This is a genomic window from Bacillus sp. 1780r2a1, assembly GCA_024134725.1.
Lineage (GTDB): Bacteria > Bacillota > Bacilli > Bacillales > Bacillaceae_H > Priestia > Priestia aryabhattai_A.
In genome coordinates, this window is the sequence record CP099863.1 from 3495644 (window position 1) to 3512653 (window position 17010).

General features: G+C 36.6%; 23 protein-coding genes. 5 read left to right on the forward strand and 18 right to left on the reverse strand.

From position 1 onward, the window contains the following. Window positions 1–24: 24 nt before the first annotated feature. Both NIZ91_17630 and NIZ91_17635 read right to left on the reverse strand, forming a co-directional pair. Complete coding sequence (locus tag NIZ91_17630) at window positions 25–591, reverse strand: ComE operon protein 2 (GenBank protein ID USY54538.1); 567 nt, start codon at window positions 589–591, stop codon at window positions 25–27. Between the two features lie 77 nt (window positions 592–668). Continuing rightward, window positions 669–1292, reverse strand: a complete 624-nt coding sequence (locus tag NIZ91_17635) for a helix-hairpin-helix domain-containing protein (protein USY54539.1) — start codon at window positions 1290–1292, stop codon at window positions 669–671. Window positions 1293–1387: 95 nt separating this feature from the next. Between NIZ91_17635 and comER the strand changes: the two genes are divergently transcribed. Next, entirely contained in the window at window positions 1388–2212 is an 825-nt protein-coding gene (gene comER / locus NIZ91_17640; GenBank protein ID USY54540.1) for a late competence protein ComER, read from the forward strand. A 73-nt stretch (window positions 2213–2285) separates the two neighbouring features. Here the strand turns inward: comER and NIZ91_17645 are convergent, their stop codons facing one another. The 8 genes from NIZ91_17645 to NIZ91_17680 all read right to left on the reverse strand — a co-directional run bounded on the left by NIZ91_17645 (window position 2286) and on the right by NIZ91_17680 (window position 7393). Next, window positions 2286–3026: a class I SAM-dependent methyltransferase gene (locus tag NIZ91_17645; GenBank protein ID USY54541.1), complete on the reverse strand. Its 741-nt coding sequence runs from the start codon at window positions 3024–3026 to the stop codon at window positions 2286–2288. Beyond that, window positions 3023–3379, reverse strand: coding sequence for a ribosome silencing factor (rsfS, locus tag NIZ91_17650; protein ID USY54542.1), 357 nt, complete (start codon window positions 3377–3379; stop codon window positions 3023–3025). Before rsfS ends, NIZ91_17645 begins: the two co-directional genes overlap by 4 nt. After that, window positions 3376–3945, reverse strand: a complete 570-nt coding sequence (gene yqeK, locus NIZ91_17655; GenBank protein ID USY54543.1) for a bis(5'-nucleosyl)-tetraphosphatase (symmetrical) YqeK — start codon at window positions 3943–3945, stop codon at window positions 3376–3378. Before yqeK ends, rsfS begins: the two co-directional genes overlap by 4 nt. Next, entirely contained in the window at window positions 3932–4504 is a 573-nt protein-coding gene (locus tag NIZ91_17660; protein ID USY54544.1) for a nicotinate-nucleotide adenylyltransferase, read from the reverse strand. The genes yqeK and NIZ91_17660 overlap by 14 nt, the downstream gene beginning before the upstream one ends. An 85-nt stretch (window positions 4505–4589) precedes the next feature. Beyond that, window positions 4590–4883, reverse strand: a complete 294-nt coding sequence (gene yhbY / locus NIZ91_17665) for a ribosome assembly RNA-binding protein YhbY (protein ID USY54545.1) — start codon at window positions 4881–4883, stop codon at window positions 4590–4592. A 19-nt stretch (window positions 4884–4902) separates the two neighbouring features. Continuing rightward, window positions 4903–5745 (reverse strand): shikimate dehydrogenase, encoded by an 843-nt coding sequence (aroE, locus tag NIZ91_17670; protein USY54546.1) that lies wholly within the window; start codon window positions 5743–5745, stop codon window positions 4903–4905. Between the two features lie 23 nt (window positions 5746–5768). Beyond that, window positions 5769–6875, reverse strand: coding sequence for a ribosome biogenesis GTPase YqeH (yqeH, locus tag NIZ91_17675; GenBank protein ID USY54547.1), 1107 nt, complete (start codon window positions 6873–6875; stop codon window positions 5769–5771). Between the two features lie 2 nt (window positions 6876–6877). Continuing rightward, on the reverse strand, window positions 6878–7393 hold the full coding sequence (locus NIZ91_17680) for a YqeG family HAD IIIA-type phosphatase (protein USY54548.1): 516 nt from the start codon (window positions 7391–7393) through the stop codon (window positions 6878–6880). Window positions 7394–7884: 491 nt separating this feature from the next. Between NIZ91_17680 and NIZ91_17685 the strand changes: the two genes are divergently transcribed. Then, on the forward strand, window positions 7885–8025 hold the full coding sequence (locus tag NIZ91_17685; protein ID USY54549.1) for a sporulation histidine kinase inhibitor Sda: 141 nt from the start codon (window positions 7885–7887) through the stop codon (window positions 8023–8025). A gap of 251 nt (window positions 8026–8276) precedes the next feature. Next, complete coding sequence (pssA, locus tag NIZ91_17690; protein USY54550.1) at window positions 8277–8816, forward strand: CDP-diacylglycerol--serine O-phosphatidyltransferase; 540 nt, start codon at window positions 8277–8279, stop codon at window positions 8814–8816. A 33-nt stretch (window positions 8817–8849) separates the two neighbouring features. Here pssA and NIZ91_17695 read toward each other — a convergent pair whose 3' ends face one another. Continuing rightward, window positions 8850–9011 (reverse strand): hypothetical protein, encoded by a 162-nt coding sequence (locus NIZ91_17695; GenBank protein ID USY54551.1) that lies wholly within the window; start codon window positions 9009–9011, stop codon window positions 8850–8852. A 214-nt stretch (window positions 9012–9225) separates the two neighbouring features. On the opposite strand from NIZ91_17695, the gene sigK reads away from it, so the two are divergent. Then, entirely contained in the window at window positions 9226–9951 is a 726-nt protein-coding gene (gene sigK / locus NIZ91_17700; GenBank protein USY54552.1) for an RNA polymerase sporulation sigma factor SigK, read from the forward strand. A 28-nt stretch (window positions 9952–9979) separates the two neighbouring features. Here sigK and NIZ91_17705 read toward each other — a convergent pair whose 3' ends face one another. The 5 genes from NIZ91_17705 to NIZ91_17725 form a co-directional block, all read right to left on the reverse strand. Next, window positions 9980–10222 carry a YrhC family protein gene (locus NIZ91_17705; protein ID USY57215.1) on the reverse strand — a complete coding sequence of 81 codons (243 nt, stop codon included), beginning with the start codon at window positions 10220–10222 and terminating at the stop codon, window positions 9980–9982. 146 nt (window positions 10223–10368) lie between these two features. Beyond that, on the reverse strand, window positions 10369–11502 hold the full coding sequence (locus tag NIZ91_17710; protein ID USY57216.1) for a bifunctional cystathionine gamma-lyase/homocysteine desulfhydrase: 1134 nt from the start codon (window positions 11500–11502) through the stop codon (window positions 10369–10371). 3 nt (window positions 11503–11505) lie between these two features. Continuing rightward, window positions 11506–12429: a cysteine synthase family protein gene (locus NIZ91_17715; GenBank protein USY54553.1), complete on the reverse strand. Its 924-nt coding sequence runs from the start codon at window positions 12427–12429 to the stop codon at window positions 11506–11508. Window positions 12430–12548: 119 nt separating this feature from the next. Then, window positions 12549–13244 (reverse strand): 5'-methylthioadenosine/S-adenosylhomocysteine nucleosidase, encoded by a 696-nt coding sequence (gene mtnN, locus NIZ91_17720; GenBank protein ID USY54554.1) that lies wholly within the window; start codon window positions 13242–13244, stop codon window positions 12549–12551. Between the two features lie 18 nt (window positions 13245–13262). Beyond that, window positions 13263–13904 (reverse strand): class I SAM-dependent methyltransferase, encoded by a 642-nt coding sequence (locus NIZ91_17725; protein ID USY54555.1) that lies wholly within the window; start codon window positions 13902–13904, stop codon window positions 13263–13265. A gap of 225 nt (window positions 13905–14129) precedes the next feature. Between NIZ91_17725 and NIZ91_17730 the strand changes: the two genes are divergently transcribed. After that, window positions 14130–14345: a YrzA family protein gene (locus NIZ91_17730; protein ID USY54556.1), complete on the forward strand. Its 216-nt coding sequence runs from the start codon at window positions 14130–14132 to the stop codon at window positions 14343–14345. 19 nt (window positions 14346–14364) lie between these two features. Here the strand turns inward: NIZ91_17730 and NIZ91_17735 are convergent, their stop codons facing one another. Continuing rightward, window positions 14365–14994 (reverse strand): YrrS family protein, encoded by a 630-nt coding sequence (locus tag NIZ91_17735; GenBank protein ID USY54557.1) that lies wholly within the window; start codon window positions 14992–14994, stop codon window positions 14365–14367. A 114-nt stretch (window positions 14995–15108) separates the two neighbouring features. Next, window positions 15109–16866 (reverse strand): penicillin-binding protein 2, encoded by a 1758-nt coding sequence (locus NIZ91_17740; GenBank protein ID USY54558.1) that lies wholly within the window; start codon window positions 16864–16866, stop codon window positions 15109–15111. Between the last annotated feature and the right edge of the window lie 144 nt (window positions 16867–17010).

Consider the following 17010-nt stretch of genomic DNA (forward strand, 5'->3'; position numbering starts at 1 on the left):
ATAGCTAGACACTAAGTGCCTAGCTTATGAATGCTGAAACAGGGAAAAAGCTTGATCTTCTAAACGAGCAATTTCTTCTTTGGAAAGATTGCTATGGTGAAGTTTCTCTAAAATACTATTTACAAAGCTCAACTTTTCTTGACTATTTAAATCAATGACGGCTTCGTTTAGCTCTACTTTTTCAAACCTTACCCCTGATTGCTTAAATAATTCAACAGCGTATGGATGATTTTTGTAGTCGTTAGCATAATAAACTGTCTTAATCCCGGCTTGAATAAGTGCTTTGCAACAATTTAAGCAAGGGAAGTGCGTTACATAAACTTCTGCATCTTCTGTTTTAACACCGAACTTAGCACACTGTAACAGGGCATTTACCTCTGCATGAATGGTTCTAACACAATGGTTATCAATAACATAACAGCCCTCGTCTGCACAGTGGACCCCTCCGCTTATTGACCCGTTGTACCCTCCTGCGATAATGCGTTTATCTCTCACAATGGTAGCACCTACAGCTAAGCGCTCACACGTGCTGCGTAATGCTAATAAATGGCTTTGTGCCATAAAATACTGATCCCATGAAATTCTTGACATCGTCTACTCCCTACTTTCTTGTCTCACTATCTAGTACCTAGTGTATCGGTTAAAAGGAGATAACGTCAACGCATTCACTAATTTATTGATATCTCTGTTTTGATTTTTTCCAGTGACTTTTCCCCAATTCCTGCAACTTGTAAAATATCTTCAAGTGTTTTAAATGGTCCATTCTCTTCGCGATATGTGAGAATGGCTTGCGCCTTTGACGGCCCAATTCCATTTAAGGTTTGTAATTCTTCCAAAGTTGCTGTGTTCAAATTGACTGCACTCTTATTCTGGTCCATACTTCCCCCAGTTGACATGGGAACTACAGGCTCTTCACCGATAGCTGGAATGTAGATGACCATTTCATCAGCTACTTTTATTGCTAAATTCACATGGTTCATATCTGCTTCTTTCGTAACTCCACTCGCTCTCTCAATGGCATCCTGAACTCTAAGGCCCTCCTCAAGCTTGTAAATGCCTGGTTTTTGAACTGCCCCTTTCACATCAACAACGATTTGAGTACTGGTCGAGTCTTTTTGAGGCACATCCAGTGTTAAAGAGCTATCCTCTTGTTTTTCAGTAAATGGGAAGTCTTCTTCAACTTGAGCACTCGTTTCTACCTGGGGAAATAAAACATTTGTGTAAATTAAAAATCCACATACAACTATCGAAATGAAACCTAAAATAATCCAATGCTTTTTTGGTAAAGTCATGGTTTCCTCCTTATGGGATTATGAACTAACGTCATAAATTGGTTAATAATCTCATACTGTTTAGAAGAATAGGCTTTTGAAGGAGGGAAGTACAAGTGAATATAGGATTTATTGGAACAGGTAATATGGGGAGAATATTAATTGATGCGTTTATTGAATCAAAAGCCGTACATCCTTCACAACTAATTATTACAAACCGAACAAAAAACAAAGCAAAAACGATTCAAAAGCAGCACCGAGAAATTCAGCTGGGAGATTGTGCGGAAGAAGTTGTCCGTTCTTCACAACTTATTTTTGTATGTGTAAAACCATTGGATATTCACCCCCTTTTAATAAAAATCAAACCGCTGTTAACACAAGAACATTGCATTGTATCGATTACAAGTCCCATAAGTGTGGAACAGCTAGAAAGCATTGTGCCTACCCAAGTAGCGAGAATCATTCCAAGTATTACGAACCGTGCATTATCAGGCGTATCACTTATGACATATGGAAATCATTGTTCAGCTTTTTATCAAAACTATTTAACGAATTTATTTAGCAGCATGTCCAAAACTGTATCAATTCCACAAAACATTACAAGAGTATCATCAGATATTGTTAGCTGTGGACCCGCTTTCTTTAGCTTCTTGCTGCAAAGATTTATTGATGCTGCTGTTCAAGAAACAGAGATTTCAAAAGAAGAAGCAACCATTATGGCTAGTGATATGATTATTGGAATGGGAAAACTACTTGAAAAAGAAATTTTTACGCTTCCTACTCTACAAGAGAAAGTATGCGTAAAAGGCGGTGTTACAGGAGAAGGAATTAAAGTATTAGAAGCAGAGCTTGGAGATATGTTTGTGCATTTGTTTCAAAAAACACACGAAAAATTTGATGAGGATATCGAGCTCGTTGAAAAGCAGTTTAATTTTACGTAATCAACACTATTCACCTTTATTCAACAAAATTCCTGCTTTTTGATAAAAAAAATAAAAGAAGCTGATGCTTCTTTTATTTTTTTGCGGAGAAGAATATTCTTTCGCTGTTTTGGTTGGGAAGCTCGTCTTTAAAATCAGCGCTTACTTCAACAGCTGAAAATCCAGCTTGTATTAACCACTCTTTATACGTAGACTCTGATAGCGTTCGCTGAATATGAACTTCATCAAATCGATCGTACGCTTCAATTTCTTCATCATATACAAAGAACGTCATATCATGCTGAACGCTTTGATTCATCTCATTGTACTCACAGTTCCAAATATACGATACATCATCATCTACATATGAAAATGAATTGTCTCCAAAAACATTTTTCAGTTTGTGAGTTGAATGAACGTCAAATAACAAAAAGCCACCTGGAGCTAAATGTTCATAGACACGCGTAAACGTTTCTTTAACTTGTTCATCAGTTTGGAGATAATTGAGTGAATCGCAAAAGATAACGACACAATCAAACTGCTGCATCAATTCAAGTTCTGACATGTCTTGTTCGTATAACTTTAACATAATGCCTTCACGTTGCGCTTTCTCTTGCGCAATCACCAACATATCATCCGATAAATCAATTCCAGTGACTTCATAACCTTGCTTAGCTAGACGAATTGACATTTCACCGGTGCCGCATCCCACATCAAGAATTGACAGCTTTTTGCCTGTTCCCACCTTACGAGACACAAGCTGAATCCATTGATCATATGGAATGTCCGTCATGAGATGATCATAGACGTAAGCAAATTGCTTATAGCTGCTCATGATTGCAATTCTTCTTGTAAGTCAACAGAAGGAGCGTCTCCCCACAAACGCTCTAAATTATAGTAACCACGATCATCTTTGTGGAAGATATGGACAACAACATCACCTAAATCCACAAGTACCCAACGCGCTTCATCGTATCCTTCCATACGCTTTACCGTAATTTCGTGTTCATGCGCTTGCTCTTTTACTTCTCTTGCAATAGCCTGAACTTGCTTATCAGAGTTACCGTGACAAATGACAAAGTAATCTGCTACGAGTGAAATTCCTTGCATATTTAATGCAACTAAATCTACTGCTTTTTTATCGTCTGCTGCTTTTACCACAAGTGATAATAAATCGCGTTCGTTCATTTATTTTTTCCTCCTAAAACTAATTCATTATAAGTATACAGCGTATCTGGGAAAACGCTTTGATTTTTGCTAATTAAAAAGCTAATCGTATTTTTTAATGCTTGAAGTAACGCTTTATCTAAATTTTGCTCTGCAAGTTCTCTTACCTCTTCAACCCCAGGAAACTTACGACCTGGCTCAATATAATCAGCCACATAAATTATTTTTTCTAAAGGCGACATTCCTGGTCTCCCAGATGTGTGATAACGAATAGCATCTAGTATTTCCTCGTCTGCTATCCCCACTTCTTTTTCAACTAAAAATGCACCAACTGGAGCGTGCCAAAGTTCTGTATTTGCCTCAAGAAGATGAACAGACATGCTTTCATTTATGATAATCGCTTTCATTTCTTCTTTTGGTCGAAACTTTGCGTAATCATGAAAGATTGCAGCTAATTCAGCTTTTTTTATGTTTACATCATATCGCTCGGCCAATTTTTTAGCCGTTTCCATGACTCCTAACGTATGAATATATCTTCGTTCCGTTAACTGCTCTTTTACAACAGCTAACGCTTCACTCTGATTCATATAGCTGATTCTCCTCAATATAGTGTTTTACTGATAAAGGCACGTAAAAATCAATAGGGCCTTGCATTTTAAGACGTTCTCGTATGAATGATGAAGAAACATCCATTTGAGGTGCTTCTACTTCTAATATTGAATAAGGAGACTGCATTTTGTACCCAGGTCTTTTTACTCCCACGAATGTTACAAGCTTTTGCAGTTCCTCAATGTTGTACCATTTCGGTAAATATTCTACCATGTCCGCTCCGATGATAAAATAAAACTGATTGTCTGGATACGTTTCTTTTAAGATACACATCGTATCAAATGTATATGATATATCGTTACGTTCGAATTCAATCGATTGAACACGGAATTTAGAATAACCGTTAGTTGCCAAATTAAGCATATTTAAACGATGATTAGGGTCAATTTCTTGTTTCAAGTTTTTATGAGGTGGAATATGCGAAGGCATAAACCAAATTTCATCTAACTTTAACGAAAACAATACTTCATTTGCCATAATTAAATGTCCGATATGGGGAGGGTTAAACGTTCCACCAAAAATACCAATACGTTTCAAAAAATCATAGCTCCTTTTATTGTATTAAGCTTCTCTCGACATGTACATATACCCTATCATACGCGTATGATAGGGTATCCTTTTCTTATCGAGGTAATACGATTTGTTTGTTTTCACGTGACTCTTTATAAAGAATAATCGTATTGCCGATGACTTGAACAACTTGAGCTCTAGTACCTTTAGCTAACTGCTCTGCTACTGTGTTACGGTCTTCCTCACAGTTTTGTAAAATGCTAACTTTTAATAGCTCTCTCGCTTCAAGTGCATCTGAAATTTGTTGAACCATATTTTCATTCACTCCACCTTTACCCACTTGGAAGATTGGTGATAAGTGATGTGCTTTTGAACGTAAAAATCGCTTTTGTTTTCCTTTTAACATAAAAACCTCCATGATGCTTTTACTTTTCAGTAAGTTTCTTCAATACAATTTGTTCCATCTTTTTTTGATCAGGAACGATACCTGTCCACTTTTCAAAAGCAAGCGCTCCTTGTAATACAAACATACCTACACCATTATGACAATATGCTTGCTTTTGTTTCGCTTCTTTTAATAATTTAGTTTCTAACGGATTGTAAATAATATCACTAACAATTGTTTCTGGGCGAATATGTTGAATGTCAATTGGTACATCCTCCACATGAGGATGCATCCCCACAGATGTTGTATTAATAACGACATCAAACGTACCTACTTCTTTTTCTGCTTCGTCTAACGTGATAGCTGATGCATTAGCTTCAAATGGCAATTGATCAATTAACCTCTGTGCTTTTTCAACCGTTCGGTTACATATATAAAAAGAAGAAGGGCTATCTTTGTGAGATGCTAGCGTGTAAAAAATTGCCTTAGCCGCTCCTCCTGCACCAATAATAGCAACAGCTTTACCTTTTAAAGTGTGGCCTACATGCTGTAGTAGAGATGCCACATAGCCATCCCCGTCTGTATTATATCCAACGTAGCGGCCATTTTGATTTACAACTGTATTAACAGCTCCAATCGCTCTAGCTAAAGGGTCGACCTCATCTAAAAGGTCCATGATATCAACTTTATACGGAATCGTCACGTTAAACCCTTTAATCTGCTGCTTTTTTAGCTTCTCAACTTCAACCTTAAAGGAGTCAGGCTCAATTTGAATCGCTTCATAATGAGCGTCTATTCCTAAATTTTCAAACGCATCGTTATGCATAAGCGGTGAAAGTGAATGCCCTATTGGATAACCTATTAGTCCATATAACTGCTTCAACCTATTTCCCCTCTTCTTTATATTTAAATTAATGATTCACGTACAAATACCCCAACACCTTTTGGTGCATATGCAACTACTTTTGTACCAGGTTCGTTTACCGTCACCCAGCCAAGTCCAGAGAATACAATGTCCGTCTTATCATGCTTGATTGTAAATTCATGGGCAACAAGCTCTGGAAACTCGCTTAGCTGTTCAGGTCTTGGAGGTTGAAGCAACTCTCCTAATTGGTTTTTATACAGCTCATCTGCTTTTTCGAGCTTTGTACGATGAATAAGAAGTTCATTTGACACATAGCACGTTAGTGATTTACGACCGCCGCTTACATAATCTAATCGCGCTAATCCTCCAAAGAACAGCGTCTGCCCTTCATTTAGCTGATAAATTTTCGGCTTAATCTCTTTCTTTGGAGAGATAAGCTTCAAATCGCGTTTATCTACATAATGGGCCATTTGGTGATGATTGATAATACCAGGTGTATCATATAACGATGCGCCATTATCAAGCGGTACATCAATCATGTCAAGAGTGGTGCCAGGATATTGAGATGTTGTGATAACATCTTTTTCACCTGTAAACTCTTTAATAATTGCATTAATAAACGTTGATTTACCAACGTTTGTACAGCCAACAACATAAACATCTTTTCCAAATCGGTAGTGTTCAATTGCTTCAGCAACTTCCTTAATGCCTTGTCCTTTATGCGCACTCATTAAAAAGACATCTACGGGCTTTAACCCAAGGTCTTTTGCAGATTTCTTCATCCAGTGAATCAATTTATTTTTCTTCACAGATTTAGGAAGTAAATCTGCTTTATTCCCAACAAGAATAACGTTATTTTCGCCTACAAAACGATGTAGGCCTGGTAGCCAACTACCGTTAAAATCGAAGATATCTACTACCTTCACGACTAAGCCATCCGTTTGGCCAATTCCATTTAAGATTTTTAAAAAGTCGTCATCTGTTAAGGCTACGTCTTGAATTTCATTATAGTGCTTTAAACGAAAACATCTTTGACAGATAACAAATTCCTTTTCAAGTGCAGACTTAGGGGCATAACCAATATCGTTTGGGCGTTCTGTTTGAATTTCTACCCCACAACCCATACATTGTAGCTTTTCTTCACTCACTTTTATTCCTCCCAATTAATCATACCTTTTCTTTTCATCCACGCTAAAATACGTCGCTCCATTTTACGATTGAATTTTGTAATAAATCCATCCGTCTGCGCAACGGGCACAACTAAAATGGTATACACACCTAAGCGATTTCCGCCTAGTACATCTGTTAAGAGCTGGTCTCCAATGACAACTACTTCATCTTTTTGTAGCTCCATATCACGCAGTGCTCGTCTAAATGCTTTTCTCATCGGCTTTCTTGCTTGATGAACAAATGGTAACCCTACAGGATCTGAAAAGAGCTTAACTCTCTTTTCCACATTATTCGATACAATAGTAATCTTAATACCGTGTTCTTGCATTAACTTAAACCACTCGATAAGCTCAGGCGTTGCGTCAGGTCGATCCCACTCCACTAACGTATTATCTAAATCTGTGATAATGCCTTTTACTCCTCGCTCAATTAAATCCTCAGGTTTAATTTGCAATACACTTTTCACATGTTGGTTTGGTAAAAAAAGTTTTAACACGTATTATGCACCTCAACTATATTAATAACGTTCTAAGAACAATTTCCACCGATCATTATCACGGGGTATGTTCATTTTTCCACCAGTCATTTATATTTAAATACTACTTATTTTCATCAGCTATTTCTTTTGTTGAAATTTCTGCAGTCAAACTATAATCATATCTTAATTTCACCAAAAAAAGAATAAAATGATTAAAAACAAATGAAAAAACCTTAAAATTTCCGATATTTTCTCAAGAAACTTTTCGACAAATTATGCTAACTGGTATTCTGTGGATAATTTTATTCACATTATCCCTTTCATAGATTATGCATTATTGGTAATTATAAACAAAATACCCACAGCTTATCCACTTATAATTGTGGATAACAGAACGATTGTTCTATATTTCGATTCATGATACATTATGAATAAGAATACTATTAGGACACGAGATACTTCTTAGAATTAAAGCACCTATCTTTTTTACAGGAGGTGGCGGCATTATCATGCGAAAGTTATCAGATGAACTTCTTATCGAATCATATTATAAAGCTACACAGTTACAATTAAGTCCAGAGTTCATTCAGCTAATTGAAAAAGAAATTCAACGCCGATCATTAAAAATAACCATTCAGATTCCATCTTAACTAATAGAAGGGCCTATTTGAGAGTAGTAAAGCCTGTCCAGTACCCGTTCATCTGACAAGCTTTTCTCTTTCTTAAATAGGTTCTATTTTTTTGCTTTAGTGCAGCTAACAACCTTTATATACATTCCTATAATTTTAAGGTGCCAAACTTCAATAGTTCTTTACTAGCCTCTCGTTTACGTCTAAAATGAAATTACGATCTTTTCTATCATCATGCTATAGGAGGTCATCCTCTAAAAGGAGTGAGGAACTTGTTTTTATTAGATTATCTTGATCATACAATTAAAAAGATAAAATCCCAATCAGCAAATGCTTTAACATTACTAAATTTAAGTCTTGGTAGCTTTTCCATTTTATTCATTCTACGTGATGAATTAAAGCTTAGCTTACTGCTTATTTTTCTTGCAGCGCTAGCTGATCGCTTTGATGGAATGGTTGCCCGGAAGTTAAATATTGAATCAGAACTTGGGAAACAGCTAGATTCCATGTGCGATATTATATCATTTGGTATTGCTCCGGCTCTACTACTATATCAAAGCATCCTGTTTAGCTACGGAGCTTCTGGAGCCGTATTCGCTATTGTATATATTGCATGTGGTGCTCTAAGATTAGCACGCTTTAATATTACAGAGAACAACGGTTATTTTACAGGATTACCGATTACAGCTGCAGGTTGTTTATTAACCCTAAGCTACTTATCTGTACCTTACTTACCGTCCTATGTTTTTATGTTTTTAACCATTATTTTATCTTTCTTAATGGTTAGCACGTTTAAACTAAAGAAAGTATAACAAAAACCTCATGCGCTCGCATGAGGTTTTTTATTAATCCCAGTAACATCCAAACCAGTAAAAGCCGCCGAAAATAAGTAGTAGTACAAATAAAACAACTAGTAACCCTATTCCCCATCCATATCCTCCGCCGCCACAAGGTGGATAACATGGATAGCTTGGATAACACCCATATGCGCCATATCCATATGACATAGTTGTCACTCCTTACATACGTATTACTTATAATTTATTCAAAAAGATAGCTTATGTATGGGCAGGTGTCCATTGTGTCTGTACCTCTTAAAAAGAATTTTGCGAAACTCGCTTGTCTTGCCGTTATTTTTAACCGTACAGGCACATAGTAAGCCCGCCTAACATATAGTTTAATGTCACGGCTTTATCGCTTACACTAACTGGAGGTGTGAAAATGTCAACTATTATTACAGCGCTCGGATACTTTTTTAAAGAGTTGATATTTCTTGTGTCGTATGTTAAAAATAACGCTTTTCCACAGCCCCTATCGGCTGCAGAAGAAAAACGCTATTTAACTTTAATGGCTGAAGGAGACCAAGAAGCAAGAAACTTATTAATTGAACACAACCTTCGACTCGTAGCACACATCGTAAAAAAATTTGAAAATACGGGGGAAGACGCTGAAGATCTTATCTCAATCGGAACAATTGGTTTAATCAAAGCGATTGAAAGCTATTCTCAAGGAAAAGGTACAAAGCTCGCAACATACGCGGCAAGGTGTATTGAAAATGAAATTTTAATGCATTTGAGAGCTTTAAAGAAAACAAAAAAGGACGTGTCGTTGCACGATCCAATTGGCCAAGATAAAGAAGGAAATGAAATTAGCCTTATTGACATTTTAAAATCCGAATCGGATGATGTCATTGATATGATTCAGCTAAATATGGAATTAGAGAAAATTAAAGAGTATATCGACATTCTTGATGAACGTGAGAAAGAGGTAATTGTTGGACGATTCGGACTCGATTTACAGAAAGAAAAAACCCAGCGTGAAATAGCTAAGGAACTCAATATATCTAGAAGCTATGTTTCTCGCATTGAGAAACGCGCATTAATGAAGATGTTTCATGAGTTTTATCGTGCTGAAAAAGAAAAAAAGAAAAATGGAAAGAAAAATTAACTCTTTTTCCACTTTTCTTTATACACCTTTATGACGAAATCTCATCTTTTATTTTTTTCTTTAACTTTTTAGCTTGATAAGCAAAGTAAAAGGCTACTATTAATAAAACAACATCTACTCCAGACATGAACATTAATTGAACAAATGTTTTTTCACCTTGCCCAATTAATACACCAATATATAAAAATGTACCTATAGCTAACAATACATAAATAAATCGTCGATAATCTTCTATTTTTTGTTTAATTAATTTTAATTCTTTTTGATTCATAAGCTTCACCCTTTTCCCCTAAGCTTTTTACGTTTCTTAGTACGTGTGGTGACTAGAAATCCTATCTTTATGGTAACATACAGAACACCAGCACAAGGGTGACAATTTATGTAAATAAAAGAGATTGGGAGTTCACCCAATCTCTTTTATTTTAAGCCATTTGATAAATCTTCAATTAAGTCTTCTACATCTTCAAGACCTACTGATATACGTACTAGTCCGTCCGTTATTCCTAACTCATTGCGACGATCAGCTGGAATAGAAGCATGTGTCATTTTAGCAGGTAAAGAAATTAAACTTTCCACCGCTCCTAAACTTTCAGCCAACGTGAAGTATTTTACCGTAGTTAATAGCTTATTAGCCTGCTCTTCACTGCCTACATCAAATGATACCATACCACCAAACCCTCTTCCTTGCTGCTTAGCAATTGCGTGGTTTGGATGACTTTCAAGGCCTGGGTAGTAAACTTTTTGTACCGCTGGATGATTGCTTAAGTAGTCCACAATTTTCTTTGTGTTTGCTTCATGCTCTTCCATGCGAATTCCTAACGTTTTCATCCCTCTCATGAGTAACCATGAGTCTTGTGGACCTAAGATACCACCAGTTGAATTTTGAATAAAATGAAGTTCTTCTGCCAGTTCTTTTGAATTCACAACAGCTAAGCCAGCGACAACATCACTGTGGCCTCCTAGATACTTTGTTGCACTATGGAGAACAATATCCGCTCCTTGCTCAATTGGGTTTTGCCAGTATGGTGTGCTAAATGTATTATCGACAATCGTTACTAAATCATGCTTTTTCGCTATTTGTGTAGCTTCTGAAATATCGGTGATTTTCAATAATGGGTTTGTTGGTGTTTCAATGTACAGTGCTTTTGTATTTTCTTTAATTTCTTTTTCGATGTTTGCAACATTACTTGTATCAACAAATGTCGCTTCAATGCCGATACGATTTAACACTTTTGTAATTACACGATACGTACCGCCATATACATCATCCGTTAAAATAACATGGTCACCGCTGTTAAACAACATCATAACCGCTGTAACTGCAGCCATCCCCGATCCAAACGCAAATCCTGCTTCTCCTCCTTCAAGGTCTTTAATTAATTCTTCTAGAGCATGTCTAGTTGGATTTCCAGTACGTGAATATTCATAGCCTTTGTGTTTCCCAACTTCTTCTTGCTTGTACGTGCTTACTTGATAAATTGGAACTGATACTGCTCCAGTATGTTGATCTCCTGCAATTCCACCGTGAATAAGCTGTGTTTTACGCTTAATTATTTAAATACCTCCATCATAAATTTTTTTACTTAAATATCGTTCACTGCTATCTGGGAAAATAGTAAGGATATTTGTACCAGGCTCAGCTTTTTGTGCTTCTTTTAGTGCGGCCATAAAAGCAGCTCCTGATGAACTCCCTACTAATAGCCCCTCTCTTACCGCTAGCTCTTGAACGGCTTTAAATGCTAAGTCATCTTTAATAGTATGAATATCATCAAAATAACTTGTATCCATGTAACTTGGTACAAATTCCATTCCAATGCCTTCTGTTTTGTGAGGCCCTGGTTGGCCACCATTTAAAATTGATCCTTCTGGCTCCACAATCACTGTTTTTATTGATGAATTTTGTTCTTTTAAATACTGAGCAGTACCCATAAACGTACCACCTGTCCCTGCTCCTGCGACAAATATATCGATTTGACCATCGAGCTGTTCATATACCTCTGGACCTAACGTTTTATAATACGTTAGAGGATTATCAGCATTTGCAAACTGCTGCGGGCAGTAAGAGTTTGGAATAGCTTCAACAAGCTCTTTTGCTTTTTGAATAGCTCCTTTCATTCCCTCACTCGTAGGCGTATGAATAACTTTCGCACCAAGGGCTTTCATAAGCTCCTGTTTTTCAATGCTAAACTTTTCAGGAATACATACAATAACATTTAAATTGTATGGAACAGCTGCTAGAGCAAGCCCGATCCCGGTATTTCCTGCAGTTGGTTCAACTATCGTCCCACCATCAGTAACCTTCCCTTCAGCAAGTGCTCTTTCAATTAGCTCTTTTCCAAGACGATCTTTAATACTTCCTCCAGGGTTAAAGTATTCAAGCTTGGCAAATAATCTTACATCTGTAGGAAGCGAGAATTTTGTAATTTCAATGATAGGGGTTTTTCCAATTAATTCATGGATACTTTTTACGACTTCCATGATGCCAACACCTCTTTAGTAGAAGTTACCATTTATAGTTAACATACCTGTTTAGTATGAATTAAATTCCAATAGTACCAATACTATAAAATAGCATTGGTAACATTAGATAGCTTTTATTATTTTAATTTGGATAAAAAGTTTAATACTAAGTTTGTAGAGTTTACAGCTGCCTTTTCAAGGAACTGATCAAACGATACATCTGATTCTTTACCAGCAATATCAGATAATGCACGGATGATAACGAAAGGCACTTTAAACTGGTGACAAACCTGAGCCACTGCAGCTGCTTCCATTTCGGCTGCCATTAATTCTGGAAATTTTTCTCTTACAAATTCAACGCGAACTGGATCATTCATAAATGAGTCACCCGTTGCGATTAAACCTTTAGCTACTTTCATATCCGTTACTTCTTGTGCACTTTGTTCTGCGATCTCAACAAGTTTTTCGTCAGCTTGATATGCAGCTGGTAAATTTGGAACTTGACCGTACTCATAGCCAAATGCTGTTACATCAACATCATGATGACGTACTTCCGATGAAATAATTGCATCTCCAACATTTAGATCTGGATGAAACCCACCAGCAGATCCTGTGTTAATTACATAATCTGGCTGAAATTTCTCTAATAAAATTGCTGTTGATAATGCAGCATTTACTTTTCCAATTCCCGACTTCAACAGTACTACCTCAACTCCATTGATTGTACCAGTTGAATATTCGCAGCCTGCAATGACTGTTTCTTCTCTGTTTTCTACCTTGTCTCGGAGAATGGTTACTTCTTCCTCCATAGCACCAATGATTGCTACTTTCATTATACGAACCTCTTTCTGTTATTGTTTCGTTGCCTCCACAATCCAAACGAAATGATTGAAACGTTCAAAAGTTGCTTCAAACCCATTTTGCTCAAAAAGATTTTTTAAGACAGGGATCGTTGTATAATATTCTCTTTGTAAGTCTTCCGCTAAGTTAAAGAATTTATGTTGCTTAGCATATTCAATCGTCTCTTGAAACGCTTCGTTTGTTTCAAACATCGTGTCAGCAAACACTATTTTACCATCTGTTTGTAGAAGGTTGCTATAGTTTCTAATCGCAAGCTCTTTTTCTTTATCTGTTAAGTGATGAAAAGCATAAGTACTAACAATTGTATCAACCTGCTCTTTTGGAGCAGGAAACGCTAAGAAATCGCCGTCAGATAAAGTAGCTAGTTCACCTAGCTTTCCTGCCGCAAGCTTTCGCATTGAATTTGAAGGCTCAATTCCTGTTACGGTTAAATTGTTTTCCAGCAGTTTTTTCGTTAAGTTCCCGGTTCCAACACCGAATTCAATTACGCTTCCTGATGAACGATTTGCAACTGCTTGTAAAATCTCTTCATAGTTTCGAAAAACTTCTTGATATTCTTGATCATGCCCTTCAACAGTCGAATCATAGTTTTCTGCCCATTTTTCAAAGATGTTTAAAAACTCTCTTCCCATCTATCTCACCCTCATGTTTAAATTTGTTACTATCCAAGTTATTTTTGTACAATAAAAAGTTGCTGTTATTTAAAAGGTCATTTTTCTTTTCCTTATAATTCTTATAGATATAGTATGATTTAAAAGTTTAATTGTTCTTAAAGTATCATAATAAATTTATTTCGGCAAGAATTCTTGTTAAAATAAAGCTTGGTAAATATGGGATGCAGAAAGGAAAGAATAACTATGAACTTTCAGTTTGATATGATTGAGGATAAGATTGAGTTTTTTGAATCACATGATTTAAAGGATTTAGAAAAGCAAATTAGCAACAAAATTGAACAAAATAAAGCTATCTTGTTAGAAGTAAAAAGTGTGTCACATCAAATGGCAGTGGACTATGACAAAGGTAAAAAGCTCTACTCTGCTGTTGTTCATTTCAAATTAAAAAAGCAGCGCTAATAAAAGCGCCGCTTTTTTGTTAAGATAATTTTTCAACGACAGTTGGTTTCCAACCTTCGTTTTCTACCCATTCAATCTCCACTCGATATTTTACTGAACCTTCACCTTTAGGGCTAATTGTTGCCACTGCTTTTTCAGGAGCACCATTATTACCTAAACGCCATACTGTCATATCGCTTGGATTAACACCTACTCCAGCACCAACGGCTGCAAGCATTTCATTCCAGTCAGTTGAACCTTTTTTATACGTAGCTGCTGGCTTTTCACCTTGCTCTGTACCTACAGGTTCCCAAGATGGATCTACTGTACGGCTTTCAACACCTGGCTCAGGATTTTCTTCCACTTCTACATCAGAAGATTCCTCTTGCTCTGTTGCTTCATCATCCGTTGCATTTTCATCCGCTTCTTCATCAGCTGCAGGTTCCTCCGTGTTTTCTTCAGGAGTATTTTGCTCCGTATCATTATTATTTTCGGACTTTGGCGTTTGCTCATTATTCTGTTCTGGAGATGTCTCATCTGATCCTCCTCCAAGAATAAGTGAGCCACCGATAAAGACAATCAATACCGCAACTACGGCAATTAACACATTATATAATCGGTTAACCTTTTTTTCTTTGTTTTGATGTCTTGAAGAACGATTGTTATTCATTGCTACAACTTCCTCCAACTTTTATAATGTTCTATTTTACCATGTGTTTGGAAATTCATGAAGCACATACCTTCATTTGAAGCATTTTTGTAATATTTTTTACATGGCTTTTAGTTATTGATGATTTAAATCATACATTTCTTTAACAATATCATAAAAAACTTGATTTGTAGATGATATTGTACTTTTTGTATTCAAATCCACGACTACTAACGCATACTTAGGCTTGTCGGCAGGAAAGTATCCAGCAAACCACTTATTGACGATTTCGTTCTTTACATCAATTTCAGCAGTACCAGATTTTCCTGCTACTGAGTAAGGAAGATCTCGAAAACGCCTCCCCGTGCCATCATCACTTTGAACAACTTGACTTAGTAACTGTTGAAGTTCCCTAACTGTTTGCTTTTCTATATTTTCGCCAGGTAACTTTTTGTTTTTAAACGTATAAAGCGAAGCTTTGTTTTTATATTGAATTTCATCGACTATCTTTACTTGTCGCTTTTCTCCACCTCTAGCAATCGTAGCCATCATATTAGCAACTGCTAAAGGAGTAAGCTTCACGTCTAACTGACCGATTGCGGTTTGAGAAATGGCATTAGGAACATGTTTATTGGTATCTTTCTGCCATACTGTTCCTTTTCCCTCTTGAAGCTGTGTAAAATGGTCAAAGTGAAACACATCTCCGCTCCATCCCACAGGTTCCGTCAGACCTAATTTTTGAGCATATTGGTCCAATGAATCAGGGTTTTTTTCACTCATCTGCTTAGCTAGCTGTGCAAATGTTTTGTTACAGCTTTGAGCAAAGCTCTCTTCAAAGGATAACATCCCTTTTTGATGACCATCCTCTAACGGTTGGTCATAGATGCTTTGATTACAATTAAACGTCATATTCGGAGCAAGAATCCCTTCTTCTACTGCAGCAGCTGCCGTGACGGTTTTAAACACTGATCCAGGGACTTGTGGAATTAGCATGCGATTATATAACCCTTTTGCTTTTTCTTCATACGGGTGAGTTTGATTGATATTAGGTCTACTAGCCATGGCTAGGATGTTACTCTTTTCAATATCTAATAGTACTACTCCGCCTTCTTTTAAGTTATATTGTTCTAATAACTCTTCTACCTTTTCTTGAATTGTCAAATCCAACGTCGTTTTCACATTTACTGGATAAAAAGGATTAGCATCCCCCGTATACTTAACATCAATTCCAAACATGGGGCCCCCAAACCGGTCCACGTGATATAACAACTTCGACTCTTGCTGTGGTAGAAGAAATTCGTCAAATGTCTTTTGCATACCTGTAATGCCAATCGGCGTATTTGTTTTTAATTCCCCACTTTTCAATTTATCTTCATACTGTGCTACGATTTTCTCCTGACTTTGTCTCACTAAACCAATTACATGCTCAGCAATAGGTATAGGACGGTTATCCTTTAATGGAACACCAAAAACTCCAGGTATCTTTAATTCATTTACTTGCTTTAACTGATCAATAGTTAAATGATCTCCAACAGCTACGGGAGACCTCGTATCTTTTAGCTTTGTAACCATCTCTACTGTCGAGATTCCCGTAATAGTAGAAACCTGCTGCATAGGCCATTTCATTTCATTTAAAAACGGAAACAGCACAAGACGATTATTCGTAACGGATGTAAGCGATTGACCGTTGCGGTCTATAAATTTCCCTCTTCCATCGTCTACTACCATCTCTTGTGTGCGCTGATGAACGCTTTCTTCAATTAAATTAACATTATGATTTGAAAATGATTCTGTACTAATAAGCTGTATTTGAACGAGTCTGCCAATAAGTAAAAAAATTAACAACATAATAATAATCAAAATCGATTGCATTCGTTTTCGAACTACTCTCAATGTCGATACACCTCACTCTGTACCATTGTCGCCGATGTATCTTTTTTTCAAACAAACACAACAGATAAAATTCAGAATTAAAATTTTTTATAGAAGTAGAAAAAAAGGAAGCATCAACGAAACTATTCGTTGGCGCTTCCTTTT

Excerpts from the sequence above, each read along its gene's own strand:
- NIZ91_17705 (USY57215.1), bottom strand. The coding sequence starts at position 10,222 with ATGAATCAAAAAGAATTAAAATTAATTAAACAAAAAATAGAAGATTAT.
- NIZ91_17725 (USY54555.1), bottom strand. The coding sequence starts at position 13,904 with ATGGGAAGAGAGTTTTTAAACATCTTTGAAAAATGGGCAGAAAACTAT.
- yhbY (USY54545.1), bottom strand. The coding sequence starts at position 4,883 with ATGTTAAAAGGAAAACAAAAGCGATTTTTACGTTCAAAAGCACATCAC.
- rsfS (USY54542.1), bottom strand. The coding sequence starts at position 3,379 with ATGAACGAACGCGATTTATTATCACTTGTGGTAAAAGCAGCAGACGAT.
- NIZ91_17730 (USY54556.1), top strand. The coding sequence starts at position 14,130 with ATGAACTTTCAGTTTGATATGATTGAGGATAAGATTGAGTTTTTTGAA.
- mtnN (USY54554.1), bottom strand. The coding sequence starts at position 13,244 with ATGAAAGTAGCAATCATTGGTGCTATGGAGGAAGAAGTAACCATTCTC.
- NIZ91_17735 (USY54557.1), bottom strand. The coding sequence starts at position 14,994 with ATGAATAACAATCGTTCTTCAAGACATCAAAACAAAGAAAAAAAGGTT.
- sigK (USY54552.1), top strand. The coding sequence starts at position 9,226 with ATGTCAACTATTATTACAGCGCTCGGATACTTTTTTAAAGAGTTGATA.
- NIZ91_17635 (USY54539.1), bottom strand. The coding sequence starts at position 1,292 with ATGACTTTACCAAAAAAGCATTGGATTATTTTAGGTTTCATTTCGATA.
- NIZ91_17685 (USY54549.1), top strand. The coding sequence starts at position 7,885 with ATGCGAAAGTTATCAGATGAACTTCTTATCGAATCATATTATAAAGCT.
- yqeK (USY54543.1), bottom strand. The coding sequence starts at position 3,945 with ATGAATCAGAGTGAAGCGTTAGCTGTTGTAAAAGAGCAGTTAACGGAA.
- NIZ91_17645 (USY54541.1), bottom strand. The coding sequence starts at position 3,026 with ATGAGCAGCTATAAGCAATTTGCTTACGTCTATGATCATCTCATGACG.
- NIZ91_17695 (USY54551.1), bottom strand. The coding sequence starts at position 9,011 with ATGTCATATGGATATGGCGCATATGGGTGTTATCCAAGCTATCCATGT.
- NIZ91_17715 (USY54553.1), bottom strand. The coding sequence starts at position 12,429 with ATGGAAGTCGTAAAAAGTATCCATGAATTAATTGGAAAAACCCCTATC.
- NIZ91_17630 (USY54538.1), bottom strand. The coding sequence starts at position 591 with ATGTCAAGAATTTCATGGGATCAGTATTTTATGGCACAAAGCCATTTA.